Origin of the sequence: Myxococcus sp. CA005 (assembly GCF_006518205.1) — a bacterium.
GTDB classification, from domain to species: Bacteria; Myxococcota; Myxococcia; order Myxococcales; family Myxococcaceae; genus Myxococcus; species Myxococcus xanthus.
Genome location: NZ_SRLV01000009.1, coordinates 57,159 through 80,189 on the forward strand (window position 1 = coordinate 57,159; position 23,031 = coordinate 80,189).

The following is a 23,031-nucleotide window of genomic DNA, read 5'->3' on the forward strand; positions in this document are numbered from 1 at the left end:
GTCAATGAACCCTATCCGCCGCGATGGCCTGCGGCGCGCACTCGCCTTTGCGAGCGATGGTCGTCGGCGGCTGCAACCCCGGGTCCCGGAAGATGGCCAGCAGCTTGGACGTGTTGCCCGACATCCCGAAGAACGGGTTGGCGGTGCGCTCCGGACGGAAGTCGATGGAGACCAGCGCGCCGTTCATCTCCTCGATTTCCCACGTCGCGGTGAAGTAGCGGCCGTCCGCGCTGGGCTCGATGCGCTTGACGCGCTCCAGCAGGCGGAACAGGCCCCAGTCACCCTCGGCCTCCAGCGTCGTCTCCGTGGAGCCATCCGCGCTCTGCACGGTGATGCGGGCGCCGAGCTTGCCTGCCTGACCGGGCCAGATCATCGGCTTCCACACCGTGTCCGGGCCGTTGCGGTACGTCTCGTCCGTCCCGTCGAGCGTCAGGGTGATGGATGAAATCTGCGAAGCCATGCCGTCCGCGGAGACGCCCGGGCGCAGGCGCACCTGGAAGCGGACCAGCGGGTCCACCGTGTCGCCGCCGGGGAAGAGCGTGGTGGAGAGCGCGCCCGTCTTCTCCAGGAAGCCGAGCAGGTCAGGCCGGTACATGACCCCGCCTGACGAGGTGAACTCCCACCGGCGTCCGGTGGCCACCACGTCCTCCAGGAGCTGCTCCTTGACGAACTTGCGCACCAGGCCGCCTTCGGGGCGCAGGAACTCCGCGACCTCGGGCAGCGGCGCGTCTGCCTGCGACGCGCGGTCAAACGGGTACTTGCCCTTGAAGGCGCTGCTCCACGCCATCACCACCTGGTCCTGCCACAGCTTGCTCTTGTTGCAGGCCACGCCCACGAACACCACCGAGCGCATCTCCTGGAACGGCGGCAGCAGCAGCCGCTCGAAGATGGCGACGTTGTCCGTCTGCTTGCGGACCATCATCTCCACGTTGTTGCGGGTGGACTCAATCTTGTCCAACAGCAGGCCGGACTCGGCCGGCTTGTCCTTCACCGCCAGCAGCGTCGTCTGGACGGTGGCCAGCTGGTCTTCATACGAATCCAGCGCCGTCAGGGACTCCTCACCGTCCTCCGTCTTGGAGGTCTCCGTGGCGAAGCGGATGAGCGAGGCGAACTCGCGCTCCAGGTCACGGGCCGTGACTTCCTGGGCGCCGGAAGGTGAGTTGGCGTTCAGCAGCTCGCGCTTCTGCGGCACGTCCTTCCCGGGCTCCGAGCCGAACAGCTTCCCCGCCTTGGCCAGGAAGCCCGTGTCGGCCTCCGCCGCCTTGGCGTCGCGCTTGTCGAGCACCACGTTGTACGTGAGCGCGCGGAACAGCCGCCCGTAGGGCTTGGGCTTGCCACGCGTCAGGTTCGTCAGCAGGCTCTCCATCTGCGTCAGGTTCTCCGGTGCCTGCACACGGATGGCGCCGAGGAAGTCCTTCCACTCCTGGGTGTAGGCCTCGAAGTAGCGGGTGCGCAGCTCGCGCCGCGAGCTCACCGTGTCCACCTTCTCATCGCGGTCCAGCACCCACGACTGCTGGTCCTGGAAGGCCAGGTCCAGCCGCTCGCGGATGACGTCGTCGTAGGCCTTGCGCGTGAAGGCGCCCCGCACGCGCGAGGTGGCGCTCATCTGCGGCACCGAGCCCACGAGCTGCTCCAGCGTCACGTCCGGGTACGCGCCGCTCATGTTGGCCACCAACTGCGCCAGCTCCAACCGCACCAGGGGCACGTTGTTGAGCGAGCGGCGCGCCGACTGCACCACGCCGGTGACGCGGCCGAAGGCGATGCGCTGCTCGCGCGCCGGCTTCCGCTCCTCGGGGAGCATCTGCTCGTTGGCGAGCATCAGCAGGAACGTCTCCGCGTGGTTCGCCACGGCCCGCTCGTCCACCGCGTCGCCCCGCACGCGCTTCCAGTGCTTGACGATTTCGTCCTGGAGCCACTTGCGCTGCAGTTCGTCCAGCTCCGGCTCGCGCGGGTCGCGGGGCGTGGTCACCAGCAGGTACATCTTCAAGTCGTCGAAGTACTGGCGGTACGCGTCGAAGTGCTTGCTGTAGTCCTCGTCGCTGCGCACCGTCAGCAGGTCCGGGTTCTTCCCGAACGTGTCCAGGCGCTGCTGGATGAGCTCGAACTGCTTGCCGAGCAGCACCCTGCGCAGCGCCGCGTTGTAGAACTGCCGCGCCTGCGGCAGCAGCTTCTGGCCCTGGTAGAGGCCGAAGCGCATGAACACCGGGGCGCTGCCTTCCTCGTACTCCGTCAGCTCCTGGAGCCGGTTGCGCAGCGGAATCAGGTCCTCGACGCGGCGGATGTCGTCACGCGGGTCCAGATTCACACTGGTGATGGCCTCGGTGACGGCCTCCGCCATGTTGCGGTTCTTGAAGAAGGACACCGTGGGTAGCGACAGCAGCAGCACCGTGGCGGCGGAGGCCGCGCTGGCCAACATCATCCGCTGGCGGCGCACCCTCGCTTCCTCCAGCGAGCTGCGCACGGCCACCTGCTGGTCCTGGAACATCACCTTGGTGAAGACGTCCCAGAGGAAGTAGCTGCGGCCGTCCGTGGCGCCATCCGTCTGCGCCCGGCCGTTGGTGCTGCCGAAGATCTCCGCCGCGGACGGGGACACCTTGTCCACCGGGCGCAGCTCCTGCGTGCCGCTGTTGAAGTAGAGGCCGCGGAAGACGGGCGTGTCCTGGAACACGTTCTCCAGGAAGAGCGGCTGGAGGAACTCCGCCAGGTTCTTCCGGAGCGCGTCGAACTTCTGCGGGAAGCCGTAGATCTTCTCGCGCGTCTCCAGCCGGCGCTCCTGGCCCAGCCGGCGCAGCGAGCGCTGCTCCAGCACGGAGAGCATCTGGTCGAAGCGCTCGCGGAACAGGTCCGTGCTCGCCTCGCGCTGCTGCTCCAGCGGCACGGTGAAGCCCCAGATCTGCCCGCGCTCCACGCGCGACAGGTCGGAGAACATCTCCACGAAGCCGGGCAGCAGGTCGCACTTGGTGATCATCACGTACACCGGCACCAGCATCTTCAGCCGGGTCGTGATTTCATCCAGGCGCTCGCGGATGGTCTGCCCCATCTCCCCCACGGCCTGCGGGTCCGCGTTCAGCAGCTCGCTGACGCTGATGGCCACGATGAGGCCGTTGATGGGACGGCTGGGGCGGTGCTTCGCCACCGTGTCCAGGAAGGCCAGCCACTCCGGCCGGTCCTCTTCCGCGCTGGTGTAGCGGCCGGCTGTGTCCAGCAGCACGGCCTCGTTGGTCAGCCACCAGTCACAGTTGCGCGTGCCGCCCACGCCGCGCACGCCGCCGCGCGCGGAGAGATACGGGAACTTCAGCCCGGAGTTGCGCAGCGCGGTGCTCTTGCCGGCGCCCGGTGGACCGACGATGAGGTACCAGGGCAGCACCGCCAGCGCGTCCTTGCCACCGCGCGCCAGCTTGGAGGCCTTGAGCGCCTCCACCGCCTTGGTGAACTCCGACTGCATGGCCTTGATTTCAGGCTGCAGGTCCGGCCGCACGGTGGTGGCCTGCTCATCCGCCTGGGCCGCCAGCGCGCCCTCCAGCTTCTTGGCGGCGGCGCGCGCGCGGATGCGCTTGACCAGCCACACCACGCCGGCGGCCAGCAGGCCCGCGAGCGCGGCGACGATGGCCGCCTGCTGCATGGTGAGGCCCAGGTAGGTCATCAGGGCGAACATCGGCGCGCCGATGCCCAACAGCGGTAACAGGTACGCCATCACTGCGCCCCCCCCGTTGCCTGCGTCTGGCTGGCGCTCGTCGCCGTGTTGCGGGCCGCGTGGACCTCGATGCGGCTTCTCAGCTCACCGACCTTGTCGTTGAGGAAGAACTGCAGCACGCCGTAGAACAGGACGGCCACCGCGAGCGCCCCGGCGGAGATGCTCACCATTGACGCCTTCTTGCGCTTGGAGAGCAGCGATTCGGTGGGCCGGTCCCCGTGCGGCGACAGCACGTCGAAGTCGAAGGGCCGCGCGCGCTCCAGGTCCTTCTGCACCGTGTCGATGAGCGTCATCAGCTCCAGCTCGCCGCCGCGGATGCGGTAGCGGCCCTGGAAGCCGAAGAGCATGCACAGATAGTAGACCTGCAGCACCTCGTGCCGGTGCGGGTCCTTTCGCACGGTGTTGAGGCGCGCGAAGAAGCCGTCGCCAGCGACGTTCTCGTTGAAGTAGTGGAGCTGGAGGGGCATCCAGAGCTGTCGGTACTCCTCCGGGCGGCCCAGGACGACCTCGTCGATGAGCGCCACGAGCGCGTAGGCCATGTCCTGGGCATCCTGATGGCTGAAGCCCAGCACGGCGGCGCGGCGCAGCGTCTCGTCCACCACGCCGCGAAGGCGGTGGTGCAGCGTCTCGGGCGGGGGCACCGCCGAGGCTTCGGAGCCGCGCAGTTGGATGGCGGCGTCGAAACAATCCTTCGTGGCTTCGGTGACTCGGTCCATGGGCGGCTCGGGGCGTCAGCGATTGGCGGTGGGAACCGCGAGCAGTTCCACGGTCGTTCGGTTCGCGTCGAACGGCTGCGGGAGGTAGATGGCGAGGTTGCGGTCCCGCATCACGTTCCTCCAGTAGCCGTCATTCATGGAGAGGCTGAAGTAGACGGTGCCTGGCTGCACGGGGACTTCGGGCGGTGGCCGGTACGTCACCGCCAGCGGCACGCCGGGCGCGGCGGCCTGCACCAGCGCGCGGATGTCCTCCCAGGCGGCCACCTTCGACAGCTTGGGGAGCTGCTCGGCCACCACCCGCTCCGGCAGCTCGCTGCGCACCGCGAGGATGAAGTGGCCGCAGCGCTCCAGCCGGTCGTCCTCCAGCCGGCCGCGGAACATGCCGTCTGCGCCCGCCGTCAGGTCCACCGACAGGCACTGCTCCAGCGCCACCGCGCGCATCAGCTCGGAGAGGCGGCGGAACAGCTCCTCGAAGGTGGCGCGCAGGTTGGTGAACTGGAAGGTGGGCAGCGTGGACGGGTCCGCGCTGACGGAGAAGGTGCACAATTGCCCCGCGCACTGCGCCAGCGCCAGGTACAAGTCCCTGGGCCGCAGGTTGCCCGCGTCCAGCGCGTGCTGGATGAAGGGGATGGTGCCGTTGAGCGCGTTGAGCTCCAGGAAGAGCGTCACGTCGCCCGCGGTGAACTCCAGCGCCGAGGCGTCCCGGTGCCGCCGCCGCGAGGACAACTGCCGCTGCTTGGACACCATCAGCCGCAACATCGTCCGCAGCTCGTTCATGACGAACGGGGACGCGTCGATGCGCAGGCACGGCGGGATGAAGGACTCCACCAGCATCAGGTTGCCGGAGCGGTCGCGGGACAGCTCGCACAGCTTGATGGACTCGAAGTCGTCGCGCGGCTCGGTGCCGAACAGCAGGCGCACGTTGCGCTGACCGAAGGCCACCTGCGAGATGGAGGTGGAGGCCGTCAAATCACTGACGGGGCGGGAGGCGGGGGTGTAGCGCGGGCTGCTGCCCAGCCGCTCCCCGCTGCCGAAGCTCTCCACGCCGCTGCGTTCGCGCGGCACGCCCAGGTACACGTCCAGGGTGCGCTGGGCGGGCGGGAAGTAGCCATCCGCGGGCCGAGCGGGCGGCGCCTCCGCGTCTCCGGACTCGAAGGAGACCGGCAGCCCGTCGGGGAGGATGCCGGTGAAGTGGGTCAGCTGCACCTGGCCGGCGCGCAGCGCCTCCATGTCGAACTCCAGGGCCACGACGCCCCAGGGATACGGTTCGAGCGAGGCCAGCCGCTGATCCAGCAGTTGCTCGTGGTAGAGGTCCTGCTGCTGGAGGTGGTGGGGGCTCATGAACATGCCCTCCGACCAGACGACTCGCTGCACGGACTTCATACACCTCTCCGCGGCGACACGCCGTCGCCTGCTTGGGGTTGGAGTCGAGGCTCCGGCGCCTGCGTCATGGGCCGGAACATCAGGTCAATCTGATAGCCTTGCAGCCGGTAGCGGAAGACCTCGTCCCCCGGCTTCGGGTCGCCCTGGTCACCCGCGGGGCGCTCCACGCAGCGCGCTTCCTCCACCACGGGGAGCGCCGCCACCGTTCGCCACGAATAGCCCAGCGGCTGCCGGAAGTGCCCCATGGCCAGGACGAAGCGGGCCTTCGGATCACGCTGCACCCAGCGCTTCACCTGGCGGCCGGGCGGAATCACCAGCTCGGCCACCTGGAGCAGGTCCTCCTTGAGGAACTCCTCCGGCTTGCCCCACAGGTCCTTGAAGCCCGCGCGCTCCAGCCGGACGCTGTCCTTGAGCTGGACGATCTGCACCACGGTGGGCAGCGAGCGCCCGCGCGCGTCGGGATTGAGCTGCTCCGACGCATCCACCACCACCTGGAACGGCGGCGGCGTCTCACACGCCTGGGGCACACGCTTCACGCAGCCCGCGCTCCCGCTCAAGGCGGCCGCGAGCGCGATGACCACACCCCACCGGAGGTTCCGGCCGGCACTCCACACCCGACCGGCGCCTGTGTGTCCTAGCGCCAAGATTCGTATTCCTTGAAAGAACGCACGGGTCCTTACAACTTCCGTGCGAAGCGTAAACTGCCAGACAGGACGGACAGGATTCAAGCCACCCCAGATGGCGGTTCCCTGTCTGCTCCTAGTTCTCGGAAATCTTGGAGCCCTTGATGACGACGTCGCCCGTCGCGGTGACCTCAATCTTGGCGCCCTTGATGACCACGTCCCCGTTCTTCTTCACCTGGAGCGTGGCGGAGCCAACCTTGAGGGTGAACTGCTCCTGGGCAACCAGTGAGATTTCCTTTGCGGACAGTGTGTAGGCGTCCTTGGCGGCGTGGTTCACCTTGCCGGCCACGCTGACCAGCATGTCCTTGTCCACCTTGAGCGTGCGGGACTTACCCACCTCTTCGGAGAGGTCCCCGCCGACCTGGAGCGTGCGGGCGCCCTTGACCGTCTCGGACTTCTTGGCGCCGACGACCTCCACCTTGGCGCCGCCCACCTGTTCGGACTTGAGGCCGCCCACCAGTTCGTTGAAGGCGGCGCCCACGGTGACGGCGAGCGCGCCGCCCACGTTGAGCATCTTCCCCAGGGCCACCGTCTCCGCGGAGGCCATGGCCACCGTGAGGGCCTGGTTGCCGCTGACGCTGATGGACTGGTCCCCGGCCACCGCTTCGGTGTGGTTGCCGCCCACGGTGGTGGAGCGATTCTGCGTGACGGCCAGCGTCTGGTTGCCGGTGACGGTGCTGTCGTCGTTCTTCTTCACCAGCAGGGCCTGGTTGCCCTCGATGACGCGGGAGCGGTCCTTGCGCACCAGCAACGTCTCGTTGCCGCGGACCTCCTGCGTCTTGTCGTTCTCCACGACGATGTTGAAGTCCTTCTGCGCGTGCAGATAGACGAGCTCGCTGCCGGCCGCGTCCTCGAAGCGCAGCTCGTTGGAGCCCGCGCCGCCGGGGCTGGAGCTGGAGCGCAGCGTGCTCTGCGTCTTGCTGCCGGGCAGGTCGATGGGCGTCGGATTCGCCCCGTTGTAGACGCTGCCGGTGACGATGGGCCGGTCCGGGTCGCCCTCGAGGAACTCGACGACGACCTCATGGCCGATGCGCGGCAGGTACAGGGCGCCCCAGCCCGGGCCCGCCCAGGCCTGGCTGACGCGGATCCAGCACGAGCTCTTGTCGTTGTTCTTGCCCTCGCGGTCCCAGTGGAACTGGACCTTGATGCGGCCGTGCTCGTCGGTGTGGATCTCCTCACCGCTGGGGCCCACCACGATGGCCGTCTGCGCGCCCGGAATCACCGGCCGCGGCGTCACGCGCGGCGGGCGGAAGGGCACCTCCGCGGGCTGGCAGAGGAATTCGTTGCGGTAGTCCTCCCGGCTGCGCAGCGAGCCCTGCTCGATGCTCAGCGCCTCCGACTGGTGGCCCAGGTGCCGCACGGAGACGGGCAGGTACTTGCGGTTGGCGGACTCGTCCGGGTGCTCCGCCAGTTCGAAGGAGTGGCCCACGCAGATGCGGCGGCTGTAGCTGGCGCCCGTCACCGTCTCCGCCCGCGCGCGCAGCTCCTCCAGGCGCACCTTCGCCAGGCTGCGGCCGGGCGCGGGCTCTTCATAGCGGCCGGGGTAGTCGTAGATTTCGAGCGCGGCCTCGCCGTCCTCTGCCTCGGAGCTGGCACCCAGGTCCTGGGCGGGACGCAGGAAGTTGTAGTCGCGCAGGGCCACCGCGCCGGGCTGCACCTCCATGCGGGAGACCAGCTCGTGGACGTACTCCTGCGAGGCGACCATCTGGCTGCGCTCGCGGAAGACAAGCTTGGACTCGCCCTGCATCTCGGGATTGGCGGAGGCGCCGTCGCCAATCACCATCATGTGGGCGTCCTCGCCGTGCTCGAAAAAGTAGAAGATGCCTTCTTCCTCCAAGAGGCGGGACACGAAGTCGAGGTCGGACTCGCGGTACTGCACGCAGTAGTCGCGCTTGGGGTACTCGCCGGTGAGCGCCAGCCGGTGCTCCACCTTGGCTTCATCCAGCACCTTGTGGACGATGTCCGGGACGGTCATCTCCTGGTAGATGCGGCTCTTGCGGCGGTGGCGCAGCGTCCACAGCCGCGGCACCACGGTGGCGCGGTAGCGGCGGCGCTCCGGGCCATTGCCTTCATCCCACCGTGACATGCGCGACACGATGCCGTGGAAGAAGCGCGCGGTGCCGTCTCCGAGCATGACGGTGAGCCGCGCGTCCTGGCCCAGCAGCGCCTTCTCATCCACGTCCACGTCCGGCCGGGCGGCCAGTGCGACCTCCACCGCGTAGGGCTGGGACAGCGTCTCCTCGGCTTCAAAGCCAAGGACGGCCAGCTCTCCGGCGGTGAAGGGCCCTGCCTGGAACTCGAACTCAGCCTGGTTGGCTTTCAAGGCGGCGTTCGCGATCATCCACAGTCCCCCAGCGCGGGGCCTCGTCCATGGGATTGGGCCCGATTGTGGTGCGGCAGCATGCCACGAATTGGCGTACCAGGGGGGCCTGACACGAAATTTTCATTGCGGACGTGCGCTGGCACTGGAGCGACCCCATTCCAGGTCGGACTTCGGTGTAGAGTGGAAAAGGGGGGCTGGCTTGAAACTGCGGGTCTTCCCGGGGTACCCAGACGGCTTCGGGGAGAACCATGAGAAGAAAAGAGCTCCTGCACCGCGGGCTCGCGCTGGCACTCGCGCTGACGTCGCTGTCCGCCGGGGCGCAGGAAGCACCCGTGTTGCGAGGCTTCGACCTGGAGCGCCTGGAGCTGAATCCCGGCGCGGAGGGTTCGCTCCTCGTCGGCATGGGCGAACTGCTTCCCGTGGGGGCGTTCCGCGCGACGGTGATGATGCACTACGCACATCAGCCGCTCGTCTACATGGACAACCTCATTCGCGAGCAGCCCGAGGTGGCCATCGTCTCTGGACGCACCACGGCGCATCTGGCTGCCGCGTATGCCCCGTTGGACTGGCTCCAGGTGGGCCTGCAGGTTCCCATGGTGGCGTTCCAGGGCGGCGATGACGTTGGCATGGCGCGTTATGGGATTGCCGTGCCCGCCAGTCAGGCGCTGTCCACGCCGGTGGTGAGCGCGCGCTTCGGCTTGCTGAGGCAGACGGAAGCGGGTGGGGTGGACCTGGCCCTGGATGTGGCGGCGGGGCTGCCGCTGGGCAGCGAGGGGGCCTTTGCCCGCGATGATAGCGGGCTCCGCTTGTCGCCGCGGGTGATGGTGGGACGGCACTTCGGCTTCATCCGCGCGGGCCTGGAGGTTGGCTATCTGCAGCGCCCGCGCGTGCTGCTGACGGACCGCACGGGCGAAACCGAGGATGAGGTGGGCCAGGAGCTGCGCCTGGGCGTGGCGTTGGCCACGACGGGCAAGCGGTTGCGCTGGGAGCTCAACGTCCGGGGCATGCTGCCGCTGACGGATCAGCCGACCTCGGTGGAGTTGCTTCCTGGCGCTCGCTACCTGGTGGGCTCGTCGCTGGAGATGTTCGCGCTGGCGGGCGTGGGCGTGGGCGCGGCGCCCGGCACGCCGCTGTTCCGGCTGATGGTGGGCGGGGCTTTCGGCAACGTGACGCCGCCGCGGGGCCCGGGTGAGTCCTCGGTCCGGTGTGAGATGGGGCTGCCGCCCGAGGCGAAGATTCAAGAGTGCCCGGACATGGACGAGGACGGCGACGGCGTGCGTAACGCCGACGACAAGTGCCCGCTGGTGCCGGGAGACGTGGCGCGCCAGGGGTGCTCGGCTCAGGACACGGACGGCGACGGAATCGAAGACATGTTGGACGGCTGCCCGCTGGAGCACGGTCCCGCCGCGCGCCAGGGCTGCCCGATTCCGGACCAGGACGGTGACGAGGTCCCCGACGAAATCGACAGTTGCCCGTCGGACCCGGGGCCCGCGGACAACCGGGGCTGCCCGGTGCGGGACACCGACGGCGACGGCATCGACAACGACAAGGACGAGTGCCCGAACGAGGCCGGTCCCATCGAGCGCAATGGCTGCCCGGAGTCGGACACGGACAAGGATGGCGTGCCCAACCGCGCGGACAGCTGTGTGAATGAGCCGGGGGACGCCAAGAACCTGGGCTGCCCGCTGCACATCCTGCCGCTGGTGGAGATTCGTCCGGACCGCCTGGTGGTGATGGGCAAGGTCTTCTTCGAGCCGACGCAGGCACGCATCCAGAAGCGCTCCTATGAATTGCTGGATTGGGTGGCGCGCGTCATCCGAGAGCACCCGGAGATTCCGCTCGTCGTGGTGGGCGCGCACACGGACGACCGGGGCTTCCCGGACGACAACCGCCGCCTGTCGCAGGGGCGTGCGGAGGCCGTGCGCCAGTACCTCATCGGCCGGGATATCGCGCCCGAGCGGCTGAAGGCCCTGGGCTACGGTCAGGAGCGCCCCATCGACAGCAACGCGACGTCGAACGGCCGTGAGAACAACCGCCGCGTGGAGTTCCTGCTGGCGGACCCACAGCAAGACAAGTCCGAGCGCGGTCAGCGCTGACGTGCGCCTCCGCGGAGAACCATCTCGATGAGAACGAATGCTCTGACGAAGGTGCTGATGGTGGCTGTGGGGCTCTGGGCCCTGCCGGCCCTGCCGGGCCCGGATACCTATCTGGTGGGGAATGGCCAGGATGGCGCCCGGAATATCGGCGGCGGGTCGGGTGGCACGGTCATCAACAACTACGCCCAGGTCCTGGAGCCGCTGGCGCCAGGGGACACGACCCTCAAGACGTCACTTGCGACCATCACCTCCCAGTCGGGGTCCAACGTCCCCGACTTCAATGGGCCTGGGGGAGGCACCGACGGCGACCTGGTGATGATCATCCAGACGACTGGCTTGGTTCCCGCAGCGGCCGTTGGGAGCGCCGCGCCCATCAGTCTCGAGGGAAGCGCGGTGGGGCGGTGGGAACTGGCACGAATCACCAACGTCAACCGCAGCGTGGAGGATGAGCTCACGCTGACGTTGGACCGGCCGCTGAAGTACTCCTACGCTGCGGACGTGACCCAGGTGGTCCGGGTGCCGGAGTACACGGCGCTGACGCTCACCAACAACGCGGTCGTTCGCGCCGGGAACTGGGACCCCGAAACGTACACCGGCGGTGTGCTTGCCTTCCTGGCGACGGGCGCTGTCACGCTGGGTACCGGGAGCAAGCTCAGTGCGAAGGGCGCGGGCTTTCACGGTGGCACGTACGTGGCGGACATCGCGGTCGACGGGAATGACCAACCCATCAAGGGATGTCCCGCGAGCGGGCGGCCCGATTCGACGCGAGCGTTCAGCGGCGAAGGCCTGAACGCCGCCGCGAATTCACCCCGGGGTGTGGACAATGTCGCCAACGGCGGCGGCGGCGGCGTCTGTCTTCGCGCGGGTGGCGGCGGCGGTGGCAATGCAGGCGCGGGAGGGCGCGGGGGGAGTTCGGACAGTGCATCCGATGAGGGACGGGGAGCAGCCGCGGGGCAAGGGGGCGCTGCGCTCAACGCTTCACCCTTGATGCAGCTCCTCATGGGTGGCGGCGGAGGCGCGGGCCATGGTCGGAGCGCGTCGCCGACGCCTCGGGGTGGTCACGGCGGCGGAATCATCTTCGTCCGGGCGCAATCCTTGTCAGGGGGAATGTTGGACGCCTCCGGTGATGCGGGCGTCGCGAGCAACGAGGACGGAGCGGGAGGTGGTGGTGCCGGTGGCACCATTCACGCCCGCTTCCTGCACGCAACGCCATGTGGTGCCAGCAACTTCCTCGACGTCCGAGGCGGCGCTGGCGGGGCCACGACGCATGGTGGAGAGGGGTTGCGAGGACCAGGCGGAGGCGGAGGCGGAGGCCGGGTGCTCTTCCAGTCCCGAAACACGGCGACATGCGCGGTCAACGTCGCGAGTGGTGTTGCTGGCCTCGCTGTGGCGGGAAACCATCATGACGCGGTGCCGGGCAACAGCTCGTTTCCCTATGCGGGCACCGCGACCCTCATGGGTACGGAGTTCGTTGCCCCGGCTCAACCGACCATCACGGTCCCCGCTGGCTCCATCGTGACGAATAACCCCCTCCCCACGCTCAGTGGCATCAGCACGGCGAACTCGGAAGTGGTCATCTACGCGCTCGAGGGGGGCGTTGTGTCCGGGGTGGAGTACGGACGCGGCGTTGTTGGGAGCAACGGGAGTTTCTCCCTGACGCTCTCCCGGCCATTGCAAACGGGAGAAATTACGCACCTCGTGGCCGTGACGGAAGCCCAGGGGCTGCAAGGCGCGCCGAGCGCCTCGCGTGCCTTCACGGTCGACACAGAAGCCCCCGATACGTACTTCGCCGAGAACGGAGTTCCGGCTTCTCCCTCCAGGCTGTCCTCGGTGAGCTTCACCTTCGCATCGAACGAGCTGACGGGTATCACTTACCAGTGCCAGGTGGTGTCAGGGATTGGCACGACGGCTCCCTCCACGGGTTGGGAGCCTTGCGACAGTCCTTACACCACGACGACGACGCTCACGGATGGATTGACGTACACGATGTGGGTCCGTGCTCATGACGCGGCGGGGAACCGGGATCCAACACCCGCTCGATATTCCTGGCTCGTGGATTGGACGCGCCCCGAAACCGAATTCGCCGCTAACGGCACCCCGGGGGGGGCTTCCAACGTGGTCAACCCGGTGTTCCGATTCACGACGGAGGCGAACGCCACCTTTGAGTGCATCCTGGTCCCTCCTGGAGCAACGACGGCTCCCCTGGAGACCGACAGCCGATGGGCCGCGTGCACGAATCCCTATGTCGCGCCTACTCGGTCAGACAACACTGCGAACACACTGTGGGTTCGGGCGGTGGATGCGGCGGGGAACGTGGATGACACTCCTGCCACTTATTCGTGGACGGTGGACCTGCGCGACCCCGACACGGAGTTCACGGGGACGCTGCCCGAGCCGGTGAACAACCTTGAATCGGTGACCTTCACCTTCAGCTCGAACGAGTCGAATGTCATCTTCGAGTGCAGCTTGAACGGTGCGGGCTTTTCTCCATGCACGAGTGGAAGCAGCATCGCGACGACGGAACTGGAGGCTTCGTTCACGCTGCTGGTTCGGGCGAAGGACCCGGCGAACAATGTGGACAAGACGCCCGCCAGGTACGATTGGCGGACGGACAAGGTTCGTCCGGACACGGTGTTGCACACCACGATGGGCAGCTTGAGCAACGCGCTGCAGGCGGGCTTCGACTTCAACTCTCCTGACGCGGACGTGGTGGGCTTTGAGTGCATTCTGGCGTCGCCGTCGACAGCGCCGATGCCGGACGAAGAGGACGCGCGTTGGGCGGGCTGTGCTGCCTCGTACCTGACGCCCGAGTTGACGCACAACACCACCTACCGGCTGTGGGTTCGGGCGGTGGATGCGGCGGGGAACGTGGATGGCATGCCTGCCAGCCATGAGTGGCGGGTGGACCTGGAGCCTCCGGATACGGAACTCACGGCGCCACTGCCCGCGCCGGTGAACAACCAGACTTCGGTGCCCTTCACGTTCAGCTCGAACGACCCGCAGGCCACCTTCGAGTGCAGCCTGAATGGGGCGCCCTTCGCCACGTGCACGAGTGGAATCATCGTTCAGACACCGGGTGCGGATGCGCCGTTCCGGTTCCTGGTTCGGGCGAGGGATACGGCGGGCAACGTGGACCCGACGCCAGCCGCCTACTCGTGGCGGACGGACAAGGTTCGTCCGGACACGGTGTTGCACACCACGATGGGCAGCTTGAGCAACGCGCTGCAGGCGGGCTTCGACTTCAACTCTCCTGACGCGGACGTGGTGGGCTTTGAGTGCATTCTGGCGTCGCCGTCGACAGCGCCGATGCCGGACGAAGAGGACGCGCGTTGGGCGGGCTGTGCTGCCTCGTACCTGACGCCCGAGTTGACGCACAACACCACCTACCGGCTGTGGGTTCGGGCGGTGGATGCGGCGGGGAACGTGGATGGCATGCCTGCCAGCCATGAGTGGCGGGTGGACCTGGAGCCTCCGGATACGGAGCTCACGGCGCCACTGCCCGCGCCGGTGAACAACCAGACTTCGGTGCCCTTCACGTTCAGCTCGAACGACCCGCAGGCCACCTTCGAGTGCAGCCTGAATGGGGCGCCCTTCGCCACGTGCACGAGTGGAATCATCGTTCAGACACCGGGTGCGGATGCGCCGTTCCGGTTCCTGGTTCGGGCGAGAGATACGGCGGGCAACGTGGACCCGACGCCGGCCGCCTACTCGTGGCGGACGGACAAGGTTCGTCCGGACACACAAGTGGTGGCCTTGGTGGATTCACCGAGCAATGCACTGCGTGCCCGGTTCAACCTGTCGTCTCCCGACACAGACGTGGTGGGCTTCCAGTGCATCCTGGTTCGACCTTCGTCGACCACGATGCCTGAAGAAGATGATGAGGACTGGGAGGCCTGCGGGGCCTCACACCTGACGTCCGAGTTGATCACCAGCACGTACACACTCTGGGCAAGAGCCGTGGATGCCGCGGGCAATGTAGATGCCACGCCCGCTGGTGCGACATGGACGGTGGACCGAGATCCTCCGGACACGGTGATCACGTCCAAGCCGGACGCGTTGACGGGCGAGCCGACGACGGCCTTCGCGTTCCGCGGAGGGGATAACGATACGGACGTCGTGGGCTTCGAGTGTAGCTATGACGGACGAGACTTCTTGCCATGCGAGAGTCCCTTTGCCCTCCCGAATCCTCCAGGCATCCCGGTCTATGCGGAGGGTGATCACAGCATGCTCATCCGGGCTGTCGATGCGGCTGGGAACCGGGATGAGACCCCGGCCAACCACATCTGGAGGTTGGTGGTGGGGGACCCGGTGACCTATTTTCAGACGGCGCCCCCGACGGTGACTCGGCAAACCAGCGCGTCGTTCAGCTTCACCTCCAATCTGACCACCGTGATCTATGCGTGCCAGTTGGACGACGAGCCGCGTGAGGAAGACTGCGCGACCTCGGAGTCGCCGACCAAGCCGTATACGGGACTTGCCGAAGGGGGACACACCTTGAGAGTGTGGGCCCGAGGAGGGGGGCGAGAGGCCTCGTCGCCCTCGGTTTATAACTGGACCGTCGACCTGACGGGGCCGGTGGCGCCGGTCATCAACGTTCCTGCTCAGAACGATGTCTACTTCAACGTCCAGTGGCCTCAATTCAGTGGACGCGTTTCCGAACGCGGAACCTTCATCATCAAGATGGATGGCGACATCGTAGGCACGTTCCAGGTCTCGGAGCAGTCGTTGTCGTGGAGCTTCGAAAGCCCGGTGCAACTGGCGGATGGGCCCCATGTGCTGGCCGTCTCGCTGACCGATGCCGTAGGCAACGACGGTGCGGAAGCCTTTCGAACGTTTACTGTCGACGCGACGAAGCCGGAAACTCGACTCACCGCGGCCCCGCCACACCTGACGAATCAGCCGCGCGCGGTCTTCCAGTTCGAATCGAATGAGGTAGGCACGACGTTCGAGTGCAGCCTGGATGGCGGTGCCTTCGCGTCGTGTACTGGCCCCAACTCTCATGAAGTCACGGTGGGGGATGCACTTCACACGTTCGCGGTGCGTGCCGTCGACCGCGCCGGCAACGTCGCGGATGTGCAGGGCGCGCACGAGTGGCGCGTGGACTCGGTGGCACCGACGACCAACATCATTGAAATGCCTGTCGCGGATACGAACGTGGCGCGGGCGGTCTTCCGTTTCGAGTCCGACGAGTCGTTCGTGAATTTCGAGTGCAGCATCGACGGTGCTGCGTTCGACAACTGTCCCCCTGCGTACACGTGGGATGGCGTGCCGGAAGGCGAGCACCGCATCGAGGTTCGTGCTCGCGATGAGGCTGGCAACGTGGATGCAACGCCTGCGGTGCATGTCTGGCGTTTGGACACGACGCCTCCCCTGGTGCCGGTGGTGAGTTCGCCCGCGCCCGAGGCGGTCGTGGGCTCGCTCACGCCGACGTTCCAGGGAAGCGCCGAGCCTGGGAGTGAGGTTCTGCTCTTCGTTGACGGGCTCGACTTTGGCAGTGCGCGTGTCGAACCCACCGGGCAGTGGCGCCTGACGTTGACCCGGGCCATCAGCGAGGGAGACCACCGATTCAGTGCCTTGGCCCGGGATGCCGCGGGGAACGAAAGCGAGCGCTCGGCAGAGAGCGCCTTCAAGGTGGATCCCTCCATCAACATCATCCGGGCGGTCAGTTCCCGCGGTGGCGGATTGAGCTGTGCCGCGGGAGGGCGGGGGAGTGCGCCCCTTCTGCTCCTGGGGTGGGGCGTACTGGTGCTGATGGCTGCCCGGAGGCGCCGCGTGTGAGCGGACGGGGCGCATTCCGCCCTGGAGGGATGGCACGTCATCTGGCGTCCGTTGTAGGATTGCGTGCTTGCTTCGGCGGGGGACTTCGGCTACTTGTCGCCCCGCTTCATCCGGATGTCGGTTGCGCGATTAGCTCAGCTGGATAGAGCGTTGGCCTCCGGAGCCAAAGGCCGCAGGTTCGAATCCTGCATCGCGCGCTGGTGGAAGTGCCCGGGATTCTTGAGATTGTTCCTCATCAATCCCGGGCGCTGACCCCTCTTCGGAATCTCCGCCCATCGATTGCCCACCTTGGAAGTAGGGTTCCGTCCTTCCAAGAGGCTGGGTCGTCACGGACTCTTCCCGGTGGCGGTCCTCCTGCGGTACGCAGCGATTTCCCGGTTTCCGGGGGGAGGAGTGTCAAGATGAACGGACGAATCCGACTGGTGGCTGCGCTGTGTTGGGGCGTGATGATGGGACTGGGATGTGGTGGCTTCGATGAGCGGCCGCCCTCGCAGGAGCCCCAGGCGACAGTGCCGCAGGCTCCCTCGTTGGTGATCGCGGTGCCAGGCGACGGCCAGGTCACCGTGACGTGGGATGTCCCTTCGGACGGAGGGAGCGCGCTCCTCGATTATGCGGTGCATGTGCACTCGGACGCTGCGGAGGTCCGCGTGGTGACGGCGCCCGCGTCCGAGTCCCGGGCCGTCATCACGGACCTGACGAATGGAACCGCCTACGCTTTCAGCGTCGTCGCCAGGAATGCCCGTGGCAACAGTGCCGCTTCGGGGCGCTCCGACCGAGTGGTCCCCCATGTGACGCCCGGTGCGGTGCGGAACCTGGTGGCCGTCGAGAGCGACCAACGTGTGACGCTGAGCTGGGATGCCGCGGATGACAAGGGCATGCCGCTGGACAGTTACTTCATCACGCCCTACTTCGGCGCGCAGGAAGGCGAGATGGTGAGGGTGCCCGCGACCGAGTTGGGGAAGACCTTTCACCCGCTGACCAACGGGATGGCGGTGAGATTCGTCGTCGTTGCCTCCAACGGGCATTCACGGGGGCCCGAGGCCTCCATCGAGGCGACGCCCTATACGACGCCCGGCGTGCCTGTCGTCACGGTCTTCCCCAGTGGTCAGCGGGTGCGCTTGGCCTGGAGCGTCGAGGACACGGGCGGCAGCCCCATCACCTCCTACCGGGTGACGGTGTACCTGGGGGACGAGGTGATTCGCACCGTGGATACCGCCGCGACGGGCACGCTCGTGGAAGAACTGGAGAACGCCACGACCTACCATTTCACCGTTGAGGCGGAGAACGCGGCGGGCTGGGGCGGGGTCTCGGAGCGCATCGCCGCCATGCCCACGCGAGCCCCCTCCATGCCGCTCAATGCGATGTGCCAGGGGGGCGACGGATGGATCTCCTTTTCGTGGGAGCCACCGGAGTTCGATTACGGCAACCCCGTGACGGAGTACCGCATCAACGCTGTCGTCAATGGGAACAGCACGGACTGGTACACCACTGACTTGAGCTACCACCTCACGGACATTCCCAACGACGGCAGGGTCCTCTACTTCTTCATCTCCGCGCGGAGTGCCGTCGGGTTCGGGTCGTCCGCCGACCTCACTTGCTTCACCCAGCCCGCGCGTCCATAGGACAGCGGGCGCTGTGCCGCCGTCACGCTTCCACGGGCTCCTCGCGCTGCGGCAGGTGGAAGCGCACGGTGTCCACACGGCGGGGCGAGGATGCGACGACCTCCAGCACGAGTCCTCCCTCCGTCTGGACCTTCGTGCCCGGCTCGGGGATGGCGCCGCCGGACAGGGCGATGCACAGGCCGGCCACGGTGGCGTAGTCCTGATCCTCGTCCAGGTCCAGGGACAGCTCCCGGTTGACGTCTCGGATGTTCGCGGTGCCGAGCACCAGGGCGGTGTTCGGCCCCTCGCGCTTGACGTACTCCTCCGGCACCTCGGACTCGCTGAGGATGTCGCCCACCAGCTCCTCCACGAGGTCTTCCACGGTGACGAGCCCCACCACACCGCCGCGCTCGTCCACCACCACCGCCAGCTGCATGCGCCGCTTCTGCAGTTCCTTGAGCGCGTCCATGGCCCGCATCGTCTCCACGACGAAGAAGGGCGGACGCATCACGTCCTCCAGGATGATGAGGTTGCCCTCCCAGGCCACCCCCAGCAGGTCCTTGGCGATGACGTAGCCGACGATGTTGTCCAGCGTGCCCTCGTACACCGGCATGCGTGAGTGGCCGCCCTCCAGCAGGACGCGGCGAATCTCCTCCGGACTGGAGTGCCGCCGCAGGGCCACCATCTCATCCCGGGCCACTGACAGCTCGCCCACCGTCACGTCGCCCATCTCGAAGGCGCGTGATGCAATTTCGCCGGCGTGCGGATCCAACGTGCCCTGCTTCGCCGCCTCCTCCACCAACTGCTGGAGCTCCTCCGCGGACAGGCGGCCTTCGGTGAAGTTCGTCCGGTCGCCGAACAGGCGCAGCACCACGTTGGAGCTGGCGGTGAGGAACCACACCACCGGTTGCATCAGCCACGCCAGGCCGCGCAGAGGCCGGCCGATGAGCAGCGCATAGCGTTCGCCGGCACGCAGCGCGAGCGACTTGGGCACCAGCTCGCCCAGCACCAGCGAGAGGTAGGAAACGAAGGCCACTACGCCCGCCAGGGCGACTTCGTCCGCTTGCTGCTCGGGCACTCCCAGTCTCGTGAGGAAGTCACCCAGACGCGTGGCGATGCTCGCGCCACCGAACGCGGCCGCCGTGGCGCCGATGACGGTGATGCCAATCTGCACCGTGGCCAGGAAGCGCTCAGGGTTGCCGCGCAGGGCCTCCACCGCTTTAGCGGAGGTGCTGCCTTCTTCAATCAGTTCCCGCAGCCGTGTCCGGCGGACAGAGATGATGGCCAGCTCCGCACCGGCGAAGACGCCGTTGGCCAGGACCAGCAACAGGATGATGAGAAGCTCGGTGACGATAATGGCCCTCCTCTCAGGGGCCCTCTACCCTATACGCCAGAGGCGGGCTGCTCACTCACCAAGTGACTGCAAAAGGAGTGACAATTGGTCGCGGCTCGCACCTTTTGGGAGGTAGTAGTGTGGCCCTGAGAGCAGGGCACTGCCTACATCCTGCGCCGCCGCGGACGTCAGGAAGACGATGCGGGGATGCGGCCCGCGCGGCAGATGCTCCACGACGTCCAGCCCGGACATGCCCGGCATGTTGAGGTCCAGCAGCATCACCCCGTAGCGTCCGCCACGCCTCAGCGTCTCCAGGGCCTCCTGCCCATCCGAGGCCTCGGTCGTCTCGTAGCCAAGGTCCTCCAGGCTGAGCCGGAGGAATTCCCTCCAGTCCGCGTCGTCATCGACGACCAATACCCTTCTTGCGCCGTTATCCGTTGCCAGTCGCGCCAATCGTCCTCCCCCGACCTGAGATGAACGCCGCTGAAGGGCGCCATCATTCTCCGCGAGCGGCGACATGGTGCTCGCCGCAGCATGCGGGCAGGCAGGCCCTGGTAGGGCGCGTCGCCGGGTCAGCCCGCGAGGATGCGGTCGCCCTGGGGCAGCGCGGGCTCGGACGTCAGGCCTGCCGTGCGCACCGGCATCAGCCGGGTGCCCCGGCCCACGCGCAGCCGGGTGCCGCGCCAGTTCACAGTGCGGGAGAAGAGCGCGTAGCTCCAGGCCGCGAAGAGCAGGGCGTCCTTGGCGAAGACGGCGGGCACCGCGTCCCACGACAGGGCCTGCGGCCGCAGGGCGCGCACGGTGGAGAGGTCTACCGCGACCTTGCCCAGGGCCACCACCAGGCAGAGCGCCGCGGTGTCGGAGGAGGGGGCCAGCATCGCGCCCAACAGGGCCAGCGGCGTGGGGTTCAGCAGGGCCTGGGCCAGGTACGTCCCCGGAGACACCGCGGTCCGGTGAATCACGCTCCAGCGCACATAGCGCTGGAAGAAGGACAGGACGCTCTTGCGCAGCGACACGTTGAACACGGGCGTGTGCGCCATCACCACGCGCCGGCCCAGTTTCCGCGTCACCCACTGGCCGATGACGTAGTCCTCCGCCAGTACATCCTTCACGGAGAAGAAGCCCCCCAGCGCGTCCACGTCCTCGCGGCGCAGCGCCATGGACTTGCCCACCACGATGTCCTGGCCCGCCAGCCGCTTGGCGGCAATCATCCCCGCCGCCGCGCTGGCGCCCAGGTGCAGGTTGTCCAGGAGCGAGCCGAAGGAGCGCTCGCCCATGCCCGCCACCGGGTGGGTGACACAGCCCACCGCCGGGTCCTCGAAGGCCTGGGCAATCTCCTCCAGGTATCCCGGCGCCACCCGCGTGTTGCTGTCGCTGATGACCAGCACGTCGTAGCGCGCCCGGTCCGCCAGGGTGATGAGCTGGTTCACCTTCGGGTTGCGGCCCGGCTCGCCGTCCTGGACTTCCAGGCGCATGACGTGGGGCCAGCGGGCCACGGCCGCGCGGGCCACGGCGAAGGCCGGGTCCCTGGCATCCTTGACGCCGAGCACCACCTCGTACGCGCCCGCGTAGTCCAGCGCCGCGAACTGCGCCAGGTTGGCTTCCAGGTCGTCATCCACGCCGCACAGCGGCTTGAGGATGGAGATGCCCGGGCGGGGCGTGCCCGGTTGCGCGGTGGGGGACGGCTCACGCCGGTGACGCAGCACGAGCGCGAACTGGACGGTGAGAACGAACAGTCCGAGGCAGGCGGCAAGCAGCAGGACGGTGGAGGCGAGCAACATTCGCGGGCAATCCCCGGGGCCGGTGCGCCGTCATGGCGCGACCACGGTTGCCACGCTAGAGGCCTTCCACGTCAGCCCCGCGAAGCGCCCGGGGCGGGCCGGGCAATTCGCGGTGACAGGGCGGTGAATCCCGCGCCCGCGGGCTACTCCGCCAGGTTGCGGCTCTGCGGGTGGCGGATGTCCTTGCCGCGCACCATGTAGACGACCATCTCCGCCACGTTCAGCGCGTGGTCGCCAATGCGCTCCAGGTGCTTCGCGATGAACATCAGCGCCGTGGCGCGGCGGATGTTGCGCGAGTCCTCCATCATGTAGGCGAGGAGCTCGTTGAAGATTTTGAGGAAGAGGGCATCCAGCAAGTCGTCGCCCCGGAGCACCTCCTCCGCCTTGGCGACGTCGCCGGAGACGAAGGCGTCCAGCGACATGCGGACCTGCCGCTGGGCCAGCTCCGCCAGCCGGGGCGTGTCCACGTAGGGCGCCAGCGGGGGGGCCTGGTTCAGGTCCATGGAGCGCTCGGCGATGTTCACCGCCAGGTCGCCGATGCGCTCCAGGTCGGTGACGATCTTCAGCGCCGTGGTGATGAGGCGCAAGTCGCTGGCGGCGGGCTGGCGCAGCGCCAGAATCTTCCGGCACAGCTCGTCGATGTCCACCTCCAGGCGGTTGACGTCCTTGTCGGCGGCGACGACCTTCTCGGCCAGGGCGCTGTCGCGGTCTGTGAGCGCCTTCATGCTCTGGACGATGAGGGTCTCCACCTTCGCGCCCATGGCGAGCAGCTTCTCCCGCAAATCCCTCAGGTCCGCCTCGAAGGCCTTGTCCGTATGCATCGACGGCATGTGTCCGGTCCCCTTTTTCTTCCGCTCACCCGAACTTGCCGGTGACGTAGTCCTCGGTGCGCTTCTCTCGCGGGTTGGTGAAGATCTGCTCGGTGGGGCCGCATTCCACCAGCTCGCCCATGTAGAAGAAAGCGGTGCGGTCGCTGACGCGCGCGGCCTGCTGCATGTTGTGGGTGACGATGGCGATGGTGTACGTCGACTTGAGCTCGTGGATGAGCTCCTCGATTTTCGCGGTGGCGATGGGGTCCAACGCGCTGGCGGGCTCGTCCATCAGCAGCACCTCCGGCTCCACCGCCATCGCGCGGGCGATGCACAGGCGCTGCTGCTGGCCGCCGGACAGGCCCAGGGCGCTTTCGTCCAGCCGGTCCTTCACCTCGTCCCAGAGCGCGGCGCCGCGCAGTGACTTCTCCACGCGCGTGGCCAGCTCCGCCTTGTCCTTCATCCCGCCCACGCGCAGGCCGTAGGCCACGTTCTCGAAGATGCTCTTGGGGAAGGGGTTGGACTTCTGGAAGACCATGCCCACGCGCCGGCGCAGGTCCACCACGTCCACGCCGCGGTCATGGATGTCCGTGCCGTCCAGCAGGATGGTGCCCGAATGCGTGGTGCCGGAGATGAGGTCGTTCATCCGGTTGAGGGAGCGCAGGAAGGTGGACTTCCCACAGCCGGAGGGGCCGATGAGCGCCGTCACCCGCCGGTCGAGGATGGCCAGGGACACCTTGTGGATGGCCGTCTTGGGGCCGTAGCGAAGGGAGAGCTCCCGCGCTTCCATCTTCGCTCGGGGATTCTGGGGTTGGAGGGACATGGCAGGCGTAC

13 protein-coding genes and 1 tRNA gene are annotated in these 23,031 nt (G+C 67.6%); 4 read left to right on the forward strand and 10 right to left on the reverse strand.

All coding sequences use genetic code 11. The annotated features are described in order from the left end of the window. Window position 1: 1 nt before the first annotated feature. The 5 genes from tssM to tssI all read right to left on the reverse strand — a co-directional run bounded on the left by tssM (window position 2) and on the right by tssI (window position 8,799). Entirely contained in the window at window positions 2-3,694 is a 3,693-nt protein-coding gene (gene tssM, locus FMQ63_RS05785) for a type VI secretion system membrane subunit TssM (protein WP_216608583.1), read from the reverse strand. Next, window positions 3,694-4,410: a DotU family type IV/VI secretion system protein gene (locus FMQ63_RS05790; RefSeq protein WP_011554789.1), complete on the reverse strand. Its 717-nt coding sequence runs from the start codon at window positions 4,408-4,410 to the stop codon at window positions 3,694-3,696. The genes tssM and FMQ63_RS05790 overlap by 1 nt, the downstream gene beginning before the upstream one ends. 15 nt (window positions 4,411-4,425) lie before the next feature. Beyond that, window positions 4,426-5,793: a type VI secretion system baseplate subunit TssK gene (gene tssK, locus FMQ63_RS05795; RefSeq protein WP_011554788.1), complete on the reverse strand. Its 1,368-nt coding sequence runs from the start codon at window positions 5,791-5,793 to the stop codon at window positions 4,426-4,428. Continuing rightward, complete coding sequence (gene tssJ / locus FMQ63_RS05800) at window positions 5,790-6,407, reverse strand: type VI secretion system lipoprotein TssJ (RefSeq protein WP_011554787.1); 618 nt, start codon at window positions 6,405-6,407, stop codon at window positions 5,790-5,792. Before tssJ ends, tssK begins: the two co-directional genes overlap by 4 nt. Window positions 6,408-6,552: 145 nt before the next feature. Beyond that, window positions 6,553-8,799, reverse strand: coding sequence for a type VI secretion system tip protein TssI/VgrG (tssI, locus tag FMQ63_RS05805; RefSeq protein ID WP_228556367.1), 2,247 nt, complete (start codon window positions 8,797-8,799; stop codon window positions 6,553-6,555). A 248-nt stretch (window positions 8,800-9,047) separates the two neighbouring features. Between tssI and FMQ63_RS05810 the strand changes: the two genes are divergently transcribed. From FMQ63_RS05810 to FMQ63_RS05825, 4 genes are all read left to right on the forward strand, one after another. After that, entirely contained in the window at window positions 9,048-10,895 is a 1,848-nt protein-coding gene (locus FMQ63_RS05810; protein ID WP_011554785.1) for an OmpA family protein, read from the forward strand. 27 nt (window positions 10,896-10,922) lie between these two features. Beyond that, a complete protein-coding gene (locus FMQ63_RS05815) occupies window positions 10,923-16,673 on the forward strand; it encodes an Ig-like domain-containing protein (protein ID WP_143049093.1) in 5,751 nt (1,916 codons plus the stop codon). A gap of 123 nt (window positions 16,674-16,796) precedes the next feature. Then, window positions 16,797-16,870: transfer RNA gene (locus FMQ63_RS05820), tRNA-Arg, on the forward strand. 204 nt (window positions 16,871-17,074) lie between these two features. Continuing rightward, window positions 17,075-18,295, forward strand: a complete 1,221-nt coding sequence (locus FMQ63_RS05825; RefSeq protein WP_020478478.1) for a fibronectin type III domain-containing protein — start codon at window positions 17,075-17,077, stop codon at window positions 18,293-18,295. A 22-nt stretch (window positions 18,296-18,317) separates the two neighbouring features. Here the strand turns inward: FMQ63_RS05825 and FMQ63_RS05830 are convergent, their stop codons facing one another. From FMQ63_RS05830 to pstB, 5 genes are all read right to left on the reverse strand, one after another. After that, complete coding sequence (locus FMQ63_RS05830; protein ID WP_011554782.1) at window positions 18,318-19,601, reverse strand: hemolysin family protein; 1,284 nt, start codon at window positions 19,599-19,601, stop codon at window positions 18,318-18,320. 78 nt (window positions 19,602-19,679) lie between these two features. Beyond that, the gene (locus tag FMQ63_RS05835; protein ID WP_171452214.1) at window positions 19,680-20,060 is read right to left on the reverse strand and encodes a response regulator; all 381 of its coding nucleotides are present in this window, start codon (window positions 20,058-20,060) and stop codon (window positions 19,680-19,682) included. Between the two features lie 119 nt (window positions 20,061-20,179). Beyond that, on the reverse strand, window positions 20,180-21,388 hold the full coding sequence (locus tag FMQ63_RS05840; RefSeq protein WP_011554780.1) for a ceramide glucosyltransferase: 1,209 nt from the start codon (window positions 21,386-21,388) through the stop codon (window positions 20,180-20,182). 143 nt (window positions 21,389-21,531) lie between these two features. After that, window positions 21,532-22,218 carry a phosphate signaling complex protein PhoU gene (gene phoU / locus FMQ63_RS05845; protein ID WP_011554779.1) on the reverse strand — a complete coding sequence of 229 codons (687 nt, stop codon included), beginning with the start codon at window positions 22,216-22,218 and terminating at the stop codon, window positions 21,532-21,534. Between the two features lie 25 nt (window positions 22,219-22,243). Then, the gene (gene pstB / locus FMQ63_RS05850; RefSeq protein WP_011554778.1) at window positions 22,244-22,987 is read right to left on the reverse strand and encodes a phosphate ABC transporter ATP-binding protein PstB; all 744 of its coding nucleotides are present in this window, start codon (window positions 22,985-22,987) and stop codon (window positions 22,244-22,246) included. Between the last annotated feature and the right edge of the window lie 44 nt (window positions 22,988-23,031).